Genomic DNA, 9,197 nt, shown 5'->3' with positions numbered 1-9,197 from the left:
GAACCGGCGAGACAACAGGAGATAACCGATGATCCAGCAGGAGTCGCGACTCAAGGTCGCCGACAACACCGGTGCCAAGGAGATCTTGTGCATCCGCGTGCTCGGCGGTTCCGGTCGTCGATACGCAGGGATCGGCGACACCATCGTCGCCACCGTCAAGGACGCGATCCCGGGCGGGAACGTCAAGAAGGGCGACGTCGTGAAGGCTGTCGTCGTCCGCACCGCGAAGGAGCGCCGTCGTCCGGACGGCTCCTACATCCGGTTCGACGAGAACGCCGCAGTCATCTTGAAGAATGATGGTGAGCCCCGTGGCACGCGCATCTTCGGCCCCGTGGGCCGTGAGCTGCGCGACAAGCGGTTCATGCGCATCATCTCGCTTGCCCCGGAGGTGCTGTGATGACTGCCAAGAAGAAGAGCCTGAGCATCAAGAAGGGTGACCAGGTCCGCGTGCTGTCCGGCAAGGACCGCGGCGTCGAGGGCAAGGTCATCGCCGTGCTCCCCGAGGTCGATCGCGTGATCGTCGAGGGCGTGAACCGGATCAAGCGGCACCAGAAGGCGCTGCAGCCGGGCACGACCAGCTCGATCGTGACCAAGGAGGCTCCGATCCACGTGTCCAACGTGGCGCTCCTGGTCGAGGTCGACGGCGAGAAGGTCACCACCCGTATCGGCAACCGTCGCGACGAGGTCACCAAGAAGCGCCCTGACGGCTCCACCTACAGCGCGCACCGCAGCGTGCGCGTCGCCAAGCGCACCGGAGAGGAGATCTGATGAGCGCCGAGACCACAGAGAAGGTCATCCCGCGCGTGAAGACGCGCTACCGCGAGGAGATCCTCCCCGCGCTGCGCGAGGAGTTCTCGTTCGAGAACGTCATGCAGGTCCCGGGTCTGACCAAGATCGTCGTCAACATGGGCGTCGGCGAGGCAGCTCGTGACTCCAAGCTGATCGAGGGCGCGATCCGCGACCTGGCCGCGATCACCGGCCAGAAGCCGCAGGTCACCCGTGCCCGCAAGTCCATCGCGCAGTTCAAGCTGCGCGAGGGCATGCCGATCGGTGCGCACGTCACGCTGCGCGGCGACCGCATGTGGGAGTTCCTCGATCGGCTGCTGTCGATCGCCCTCCCGCGTATCCGCGACTTCCGCGGGCTCTCGCCCAAGCAGTTCGACGGACGCGGCAACTACACGTTCGGTCTCACGGAGCAGGTCATGTTCCACGAGATCGATCAGGACAAGATCGACCGGACCCGTGGCATGGACATCACCATCGTCACCTCGGCGACCAACGACGAGGAGGGGCGCGCGCTCCTCACCAAGCTCGGCTTCCCGTTCAAGGAGAACTGACCATGGCGAAGACCTCGCTGAAGGTTAAGGCCGCGCGCAAGCCGAAGTACGCCGTGCGCGCCTACACCCGCTGCCAGCGCTGTGGACGCCCGAAGTCCGTCTATCGCAAGTTCGGCCTGTGCCGGATCTGCCTGCGGACCATGGCTCACCGCGGTGAGCTCCCGGGCATCACGAAGAGCAGCTGGTAATCCCGACTCGACCCTGAACGCCGCAGGTCCGCGCCGACAGCGCGGAAACCGTGGCAGGAAAGTGGAAACACACTCATGACGATGACTGATCCGATCGCGGACATGCTGACGCGTGTCCGCAACGGCAACCAGGCGTTCCACGACGAGGTGAGCATGCCTTACAGCAAGCTCAAGGCCGGCGTCGCGGAGATCCTGAAGCAAGAGGGCTACATCACGGGCTTCTCCGTGGCCGAGCCGACCGGGGACGTCGTGGGCAAGACGCTCACGGTGACCCTCAAGTACGGCCAGCACCGCGAGCGTGCGATCGCCGGCATCCGGCGCATCAGCAAGCCGGGTCTGCGGGTCTACGCGAAGTCGACCAACCTGCCGAAGGTTCTCGGAGGACTGGGCGTGGCGATCATCTCCACGAGCCAGGGCCTTCTGACCGACAAGCAGGCCAAGTTCAAGGGCGTCGGGGGCGAAGTCCTCGCCTACGTCTGGTGACGGGAGGAGAAAACACATGTCACGTATTGGCAAGCAGCCGGTGACGGTTCCTTCCGGTGTCGACATCGCGATCGACGGGCAGGTCGTCACGGTCAAGGGCCCGAAGGGCACGCTGGCGCACACGGTGGCCGCACCGATCACCGCGAGCAAGGCTGAGGACGGCGCGATCTCGGTCGAGCGTCCGAACGACGAGCGGCAGAACCGCTCGCTCCACGGCCTCACACGCACCCTGATCAACAACATGGTCATCGGCGTCACGACGGGCTACGAGAAGAAGCTCGAGCTCGTCGGCGTCGGATACCGCGTCCTGGCCAAGGGCCCGGCCGCGATCGAGCTCAACCTCGGCTTCAGCCACCCGGTCGCCTTCCAGGCACCGGAGGGCGTGACCTTCACGGTCGAGTCGCCGACGAAGCTCACGATCACCGGGATCGACAAGCAGCAGGTCGGTGAGGTTGCGGCCAACATCCGCAAGCTGCGCAAGCCCGAGCCCTACAAGGGCAAGGGCGTGCGATACGCCGGCGAGCAGGTTCGCCGCAAGGCTGGGAAGGCTGGAAAGTAATGGCTATCGCTCTCAAGCACCGCAAGCACGAGGCTGCGCGCGTCGCTGGTCGTCGTCGCCGTCAGGTGCGGGGTCGCAAGCGGGTCGCCGGGACGCAGGATCGTCCGCGTCTGGTGATCACGCGCTCCAGCCGTCACATCGTCGCTCAGGTCGTCAACGACCTGGAGGGCCGTACGCTTGCGTCGGCCTCGTCGATGGAGGCCGAGCTGCGCTCGCTCGACGGAGACAAGACCGCCAAGGCCCGTCGCGTCGGTGAGCTGATCGCCGACCGCGCGAAGGTCGCCGGGGTCGAAGCGGTCGTGTTCGACCGCGCAGGAAACAAGTACCAGGGGCGCGTTTCCGCCCTGGCCGAGGGCGCCCGCGAGGGCGGCCTGGCCTTCTGAGCCAGACGAGAGAAGAGGACAGTCGAATGAGCGGAGCCCAGCGCCGCAGTGGCGGCGGGGACCGTCGGGGCCGCGATCGCGGTTCGGCGGACAAGACCGCATACATCGAGAAGGTCGTCGGCATCAACCGCGTGGCCAAGGTCGTCAAGGGCGGACGTCGGTTCAGCTTCACGGCCCTGGTCGTCGTCGGTGACGGCGACGGCATGGTCGGTGTCGGCTACGGCAAGGCGAAGGAGGTGCCGACCGCCATCCAGAAGGGTGTCGAGGAGGCAAAGAAGTCCTTCTTCCGCGTGCCGCGCATCCAGGGCACCATCCCGCACCCCGTGCAGGGTGAGCGGGCAGCCGGCGTGGTCATGCTGCGCCCGGCCGCTCCCGGTACCGGCGTCATCGCCGGTGGTCCGGTCCGCGCCGTGCTCGAGGCCGCAGGCATCCACGACGTGCTGAGCAAGTCGCTCGGCTCGTCGAACGCCATCAACATCGTGCACGCGACCATTCAGGCGCTGCGTGAGCTCGAGTCCCCGGCGGACGTGGCGGCTCGCCGCGGCCTGCCGGTCGAGCACGTCGCACCGGCGGCGATGCTCAAGGCCGAGCGTGAGCCGTCGACGCCGGCCCAGGCAGGTGCATGATGTCGAAGCTGCAGGTGACCCAGGTGCGCTCGGGCATCGGGCGTACGAACAACCAGCGCCAGACCTTGCGCACGCTCGGTCTCAAGCGCATCGGCGACGTCGTCGTCAAGGAGGACCGTCCCGAGATCCGCGGGATGATCGCAACGGTTCCTCACCTCGTCGACGTCAAGAATGTGGACTGAGGGGAGGAACTGACATGACGCTCAAGCTGCACCACCTCCGCCCCGCACCGGGCGCGAAGACCGCGAAGACCCGTGTGGGTCGCGGTGAGGGAAGCAAGGGCAAGACCGCGGGCCGCGGCACCAAGGGCACGAGTGCCCGCTACCAGGTGCCCGTCGGCTTCGAGGGCGGCCAGGTCCCGATCCACATGCGCCTCCCGAAGCTGGGTGGGTTCAAGAGCCCGTTCAAGGTGGCGTACCAGGTCGTGAACCTGACCCGCCTCGGCGAGCTCTTCCCCGAGGGCGGCACGGTGGACGTCGCCGCACTCGTCGACAAGGGTGCGGTCCGCAAGGGTCAGCCCGTCAAGATCCTGGGCAACGGCGAGATCGACGTCGCGGTCCAGGTGACTGCCGACAAGTTCTCGGCGTCGGCCAAGAGCAAGATCGAAGCGGCTGGCGGCTCGGTCACCGAGCGCTGAGTCGTACCGAGTCGTATGGGACATGGCGGTCTCTGACAGTCGCTCACCGAGCGACTGTTAGAGTCGCCATGTTTCGCTTCAAGGCCCCCATTCCGCACTCCACCCGCACGGGACACCGTCGCCGTTGTCCATAGGAGGACCCGGTGCTCAGCGCTTTCGTCAACGCGTTCAAGACGCCTGATCTACGCAAGAAGATCTTGTTCGTCTTGTTCATCCTCGTGCTGTTCCGGATGGGATCCGTCCTCCCCGCTCCGGGAGTGGACGTGGAGAACGTTCAGTTCTGCCTCAACGCTGCTACCTCAGGTGAGAACGCCAACAGCCTGTTCAACCTGCTCAACGTCTTCTCGGGTGGAGCTCTCCTCCAGCTGACCGTGTTCGCGCTGGGCATCATGCCCTACATCACCGCGAGCATCATCCTTCAGCTGTTGACGGTGGTGATCCCACGGCTGGAGACCCTCAAGAAGGAGGGTCAGTCCGGCCAGGCCAAGATCACCCAGTACACCCGCTACCTCACCCTGGGTCTCGCGGTCCTCCAGGGCGCCGGCATCGTCGCGATGGCCCGTTCCGGAGCCCTCTTCGGCAACCAGTGCAACCGCGACCTCCTGACCGACACCGACTCGGTCGGTCTCTTCCTGCTGATCGTCCTGGTCATGGTCGCCGGTACGGCGATGATCATGTGGTTCGGCGAGCTCATCAGCGACCGTGGTGTCGGCAACGGCATGTCGCTGCTGATCTTCACCCAGATCGTCGCGACCTTCCCGGGCACGATGTGGCTCATCAAGGAGCAGCGCGGCTGGGGCGTCTTCGCCGTCGTGGTCGCCGTCGGTCTCGCCGTCATGGCGGCCGTCATCTTCATCGAGCAGGCCCAGCGCCGGATCCCGGTGCAGTACGCCCGCCGGATGGTCGGACGCAAGATGTTCGGCGGCTCGTCGACCTACATCCCGCTGAAGGTCAACCAGGCCGGCGTCATCCCGGTCATCTTCGCCTCGAGCCTGCTCTATCTCCCGGCGCTGGCCGCACAGTTCAACCAGGGCAAGGGCTGGGCGAACTGGATCAACGACAACTTCGTCCGCGGCGACCACCCGGTCTACATGCTCACCTTCTTCCTGCTGATCGTGTTCTTCACGTACTTCTACGTGTCGATCACCTTCAACCCGAAGGAGGTCGCCGACAACATGAAGAAGTACGGCGGCTTCATCCCCGGCATCCGTGCCGGACGTCCGACCGAGCAGTACCTCGGCTACGTGCTCTCGCGCATCACCTTCCCCGGCTCGCTGTACCTCGGTCTCGTCGCGCTCATCCCGCTCCTGGCCTTCCTGCTCGTCGACGCCAACCAGAACTTCCCGTTCGGTGGCACGACGCTCCTGATCATCGTCGGCGTCGGTCTCGACACGGTGAAGCAGATCGAGAGCCAGCTGCAGCAGCGCAACTACGAAGGGTTCCTCAAGTGATGCGTCTCTTGTTCATGGGTCCTCCGGGGGCAGGCAAGGGCACCCAGGCGACTCTCCTCGCGGAAAAGCTCGGGATCCCGCAGATCTCGACGGGCGACATCTTCCGCGCGAACGTCTCCGAGGGCACGGAGCTCGGCGTCGTGGCGAAGACGTACATGGACAAGGGCGAGTACGTCCCCGACGAGGTCACCAACGCGATGGTGCGCGACCGGCTCACGTGGGACGACGCGCACGCCGGCTTCCTCCTCGACGGCTATCCGCGGACGGTCGACCAGGTCCACACGCTCGACGGGATCCTGGCCGAACTGGGAGAGAAGCTCGATGCCGTCGTCGAGCTGGTGGTGGAGCGTGAGGAGCTCATCGCGCGCCTGCTGAAGCGCGCGGAGACCTCGGGCCGCACCGACGACACCGAGGACGTCGTCCGGCACCGCCAAGAGGTGTACGAGGCGCAGACGTCGCCGCTGCTCGCCCTCTACGCCGACCGCGGTCTGCTGGTGCGGGTCGACGGGCTCGGCGCCGTGGACGAGGTCCAGGCCCGCATCCTCGACGCCCTGCCGCAGGACTAAGGAGCCATGGGTCTGTTCGGCAGCGGCCTGGAGATCAAGACGCCTGACCAGGTCGCCGTGATGCGGCGGGCGGGCGTGATCGTGGGCGAGACGCTCGCGCTCCTGCGTGAGTCGGTCCGGCCGGGCATGACCACGGCCGACCTCGACGCGATCGCGGAGGAGCACATCCACAGCCGTGGGGCCAAGCCGAACTTCAAGGGCTACCACGGCTTTCCGGCGACGATCTGCACGTCGGTCAACGACGAGGTCGTCCACGGCATCCCGGGCGGCCGCGTGATCGAGGAGGGCGACCTCGTCTCGATCGACTGCGGGTGCGTGCTCGACGGCTGGCACTCCGACGCGGCGGTCACCGTCGCGGTGGGGGAGGTCTCGGCGAGCCGGCGCGAGCTGATGCGCGTGTGCGAGGAGTCCTTGTGGCGCGGCATCGCCGCGGCACGGCTCGGCGGCAGGGTCAGCGACATCGGCCACGCGGTCGAGACGTACGTCCGCAGCCAACCCGCCGGCGCGTCGTACGGGATCGTCGAGGACTACGTCGGTCACGGGATCGGCACGGCCATGCACATGCCGCCCAACGTCCCCAACTTCGGCCGACCGGGCCACGGCGCCAAGCTGGTCAAGGGGCTGGTCCTCGCGGTGGAGCCGATGCTGACCGAAGGCACGATCGACACGACGACGCTCGAGGACGACTGGACCGTCGTGACCGACGACAGCGGGTGGTCGGCCCACTTCGAGCACACGTTCACGCTCACCGACGCCGGCGCCTGGGTGCTCAGCGCCCTCGACGGCGGCAAGGCCCGGCTCGCCGAGCTGGGCGTCCCGTACGGCGGCCCCGAGAGCGACTGACGGCGCCCTTCCTCTCGTCGAGGGGGGCTGATTTGTCCGACCGCCACGGAGCACCGTACTATGGACAGTCGGCCGAGGTCTGCGTATCCGCATGCCTTCGGCCGATCCGAGAGACGTGCGACAGATTGCGGAGGACATGCCGAAGAAGGAAGGCGTCATCGAGCTCGAGGGCTCGGTCATCGAGGCCCTGCCGAACGCGATGTTCCGGGTCGAGCTGACCAATGGCCACAAGGTTCTAGCCCATATCAGCGGCAAGATGCGCCAGCACTACATCCGGATCCTCCCCGAGGACCGCGTAGTGGTGGAGCTGTCCCCGTACGACCTCACCCGAGGCCGGATCGTCTACCGGTACAAGTGACCCGCACCGGGAGCCGCCCGCGAGGGCGTCGTCGTCGCGCGCCGCGCAACCATCCGTCCGTTCAAGATAAGAGAGCTCGATGAAGGTTCAACCGAGCGTCAAGCCGATCTGCGAGAAGTGCAAGGTCATCCGTCGCCATGGCCGTGTCATGGTGATCTGCGAGAACCCGCGCCACAAGCAGCGGCAGGGCTGACCAGCCCGCCACCCACACGTGACCGCTCACCCCGTCGACGACGAGGTGCTTCCCCCGGACCGGAGGCCGGGGCCTGGCTGAGGCAGCCAGGACGCGTCACGACCACACCTCCGCAGTGGAAGGAAACCGCCTGATGGCACGCCTCATCGGTGTCGATCTCCCGCGCGACAAGCGCGTGGTGATCGGTCTCACCTACATCTACGGCATCGGCCGTACCCGCAGTCAGCAGCTGCTCGAGCAGACCGGCATCAGCCCCGACCTGCGCGTCCACGAGCTGAGCGAGGACCAGCTGGTCTCGCTCCGTGACGCGATCGAGGGTCAGTTCCAGGTCGAGGGCGACCTTCGCCGCGAAGTGGCCGCCGACATCCGTCGCAAGATCGAGATCGGCAGCTACCAGGGCCGCCGCCACCGCGCCGGGCTCCCCGTGCGCGGGCAGCGGACCAAGACGAACGCTCGCACCCGCAAGGGTCCGAAGCGCACCGTTTCCGGCGCAAAGAAGAAGGGTAAGTAATGCCTCCGAAGGGCACAGGCGCCAAGAAGGTGCGCCGCAAGGAGAAGAAGAACGTCGCCGCGGGCCAGGCCCACATCAAGAGCACGTTCAACAACACGATCGTCACGATCACCGATCCCACCGGAGCGGTGATCTCGTGGGCCTCGGCCGGCACCGTCGGCTTCAAGGGCTCGCGCAAGTCCACTCCGTACGCCGCGCAGATGGCCGCCGAGGCCGCCGGGCGTCGGGCGATGGAGCACGGGATGAAGAAGATCGACGTCTTCGTGAAGGGCCCCGGTTCGGGCCGCGAGACGGCGATCCGTTCGCTGGGTGCGGTCGGCCTCGAGGTCGGCACCATCCAGGACGTCACCCCCAGCCCCCACAACGGCGTGCGGCCTCCCAAGCGCCGCCGCGTCTGATCGCCCGGATCGGAGAGGAGAACACAGATGGCCCGTTACACCGGACCCCTGACCAAGAAGTCTCGCCGCCTGGGCGTGGACCTCGTCGGCGGTGACGCCGCGTTCGAGCGTCGTCCGTACCCGCCCGGCCAGCACGGCCGCGCCCGTGTCAAGGAGAGCGAGTACCGCACCCAGCTTCAGGAGAAGCAGAAGGCGCGTTACACCTACGGCGTGCTCGAGCGGCAGTTCCGCAACTACTACGAGGAGGCAAACCGTCGTCCGGGCAAGACCGGCGACAACCTCCTCCAGATCCTCGAGTGCCGTCTCGACAACGTCGTGTACCGCGCCGGTTTCGCGCGGACCCGACGTCACGCTCGCCAGCTCGTGACCCACGGCCACTTCCTGGTCAACGGCCACAAGACCGACATCCCGTCGTTCCAGGTCAGCAAGCACGACATCATCGACGTGCGGCCGAAGTCGCTCGAGACCACGCCGTTCATCGTGGCCCGCGAGACGTTCGACGCCACCACGGTTCCGGGATGGCTCACCGCCGTCCCTGAGAAGGGCCGCATCCTGGTCCACCAGCCGCCGGTGCGCGAGCAGATCGTCGTGCCGATCTCCGAGCAGCTGATCGTGGAGTACTACTCCAAGATCTGATCCGCTCACACGGCTGCCCGGGCCGGTC

The 9,197-nt window shown here is 66.7% G+C and carries 18 protein-coding genes; all 18 read left to right on the top strand.

What is annotated here, in order from left to right; translation table 11 throughout:
• Positions 1–28 precede the first annotated feature (28 nt).
• On the top strand, positions 29–397 hold the full coding sequence (gene rplN, locus KV100_RS06555) for a 50S ribosomal protein L14 (protein ID WP_139087795.1): 369 nt from the start codon (positions 29–31) through the stop codon (positions 395–397).
• The gene (rplX, locus tag KV100_RS06550; protein WP_220342057.1) at positions 397–768 is read left to right on the top strand and encodes a 50S ribosomal protein L24; all 372 of its coding nucleotides are present in this window, start codon (positions 397–399) and stop codon (positions 766–768) included. Before rplN ends, rplX begins: the two co-directional genes overlap by 1 nt.
• A complete protein-coding gene (rplE, locus tag KV100_RS06545) occupies positions 768–1,337 on the top strand; it encodes a 50S ribosomal protein L5 (protein ID WP_220342056.1) in 570 nt (189 codons plus the stop codon). The genes rplX and rplE overlap by 1 nt, the downstream gene beginning before the upstream one ends.
• A gap of 2 nt (positions 1,338–1,339) precedes the next feature.
• Positions 1,340–1,525 (top strand): type Z 30S ribosomal protein S14, encoded by a 186-nt coding sequence (locus KV100_RS06540; RefSeq protein WP_220342055.1) that lies wholly within the window; start codon positions 1,340–1,342, stop codon positions 1,523–1,525.
• Between the two features lie 75 nt (positions 1,526–1,600).
• Entirely contained in the window at positions 1,601–2,008 is a 408-nt protein-coding gene (gene rpsH, locus KV100_RS06535) for a 30S ribosomal protein S8 (RefSeq protein ID WP_220342054.1), read from the top strand.
• A 16-nt stretch (positions 2,009–2,024) separates the two neighbouring features.
• Positions 2,025–2,567 carry a 50S ribosomal protein L6 gene (gene rplF, locus KV100_RS06530; protein WP_220342053.1) on the top strand — a complete coding sequence of 181 codons (543 nt, stop codon included), beginning with the start codon at positions 2,025–2,027 and terminating at the stop codon, positions 2,565–2,567.
• Positions 2,567–2,950 carry a 50S ribosomal protein L18 gene (rplR, locus tag KV100_RS06525; protein WP_220342052.1) on the top strand — a complete coding sequence of 128 codons (384 nt, stop codon included), beginning with the start codon at positions 2,567–2,569 and terminating at the stop codon, positions 2,948–2,950. The genes rplF and rplR overlap by 1 nt, the downstream gene beginning before the upstream one ends.
• A 26-nt stretch (positions 2,951–2,976) precedes the next feature.
• Positions 2,977–3,576, top strand: coding sequence for a 30S ribosomal protein S5 (gene rpsE / locus KV100_RS06520; protein WP_220342051.1), 600 nt, complete (start codon positions 2,977–2,979; stop codon positions 3,574–3,576).
• Positions 3,576–3,758, top strand: a complete 183-nt coding sequence (rpmD, locus tag KV100_RS06515) for a 50S ribosomal protein L30 (protein WP_220342050.1) — start codon at positions 3,576–3,578, stop codon at positions 3,756–3,758. Before rpsE ends, rpmD begins: the two co-directional genes overlap by 1 nt.
• A 14-nt stretch (positions 3,759–3,772) precedes the next feature.
• The gene (rplO, locus tag KV100_RS06510) at positions 3,773–4,213 is read left to right on the top strand and encodes a 50S ribosomal protein L15 (protein ID WP_220342049.1); all 441 of its coding nucleotides are present in this window, start codon (positions 3,773–3,775) and stop codon (positions 4,211–4,213) included.
• Between the two features lie 143 nt (positions 4,214–4,356).
• Positions 4,357–5,664 (top strand): preprotein translocase subunit SecY, encoded by a 1,308-nt coding sequence (gene secY / locus KV100_RS06505; protein WP_220342048.1) that lies wholly within the window; start codon positions 4,357–4,359, stop codon positions 5,662–5,664.
• Positions 5,664–6,230, top strand: a complete 567-nt coding sequence (locus KV100_RS06500; RefSeq protein ID WP_220342047.1) for an adenylate kinase — start codon at positions 5,664–5,666, stop codon at positions 6,228–6,230. Before secY ends, KV100_RS06500 begins: the two co-directional genes overlap by 1 nt.
• Before the next feature lie 6 nt (positions 6,231–6,236).
• Positions 6,237–7,073: a type I methionyl aminopeptidase gene (gene map / locus KV100_RS06495; RefSeq protein ID WP_220342046.1), complete on the top strand. Its 837-nt coding sequence runs from the start codon at positions 6,237–6,239 to the stop codon at positions 7,071–7,073.
• A gap of 136 nt (positions 7,074–7,209) precedes the next feature.
• On the top strand, positions 7,210–7,431 hold the full coding sequence (infA, locus tag KV100_RS06490) for a translation initiation factor IF-1 (protein ID WP_039345467.1): 222 nt from the start codon (positions 7,210–7,212) through the stop codon (positions 7,429–7,431).
• A 79-nt stretch (positions 7,432–7,510) separates the two neighbouring features.
• A complete protein-coding gene (rpmJ, locus tag KV100_RS06485; RefSeq protein ID WP_167005642.1) occupies positions 7,511–7,624 on the top strand; it encodes a 50S ribosomal protein L36 in 114 nt (37 codons plus the stop codon).
• A gap of 133 nt (positions 7,625–7,757) precedes the next feature.
• A complete protein-coding gene (gene rpsM, locus KV100_RS06480; RefSeq protein WP_220342045.1) occupies positions 7,758–8,135 on the top strand; it encodes a 30S ribosomal protein S13 in 378 nt (125 codons plus the stop codon).
• Positions 8,135–8,533: a 30S ribosomal protein S11 gene (rpsK, locus tag KV100_RS06475; RefSeq protein WP_139087808.1), complete on the top strand. Its 399-nt coding sequence runs from the start codon at positions 8,135–8,137 to the stop codon at positions 8,531–8,533. Before rpsM ends, rpsK begins: the two co-directional genes overlap by 1 nt.
• A gap of 27 nt (positions 8,534–8,560) precedes the next feature.
• On the top strand, positions 8,561–9,169 hold the full coding sequence (rpsD, locus tag KV100_RS06470; protein ID WP_220342044.1) for a 30S ribosomal protein S4: 609 nt from the start codon (positions 8,561–8,563) through the stop codon (positions 9,167–9,169).
• Positions 9,170–9,197 lie beyond the last annotated feature (28 nt).

The sequence above is a fragment of the Mumia sp. zg.B21 genome, assembly GCF_019550855.1.
GTDB lineage: Bacteria > Actinomycetota > Actinomycetes > Propionibacteriales > Nocardioidaceae > Mumia.
This window is presented reverse-complemented; position numbering and strand designations above follow the sequence as displayed.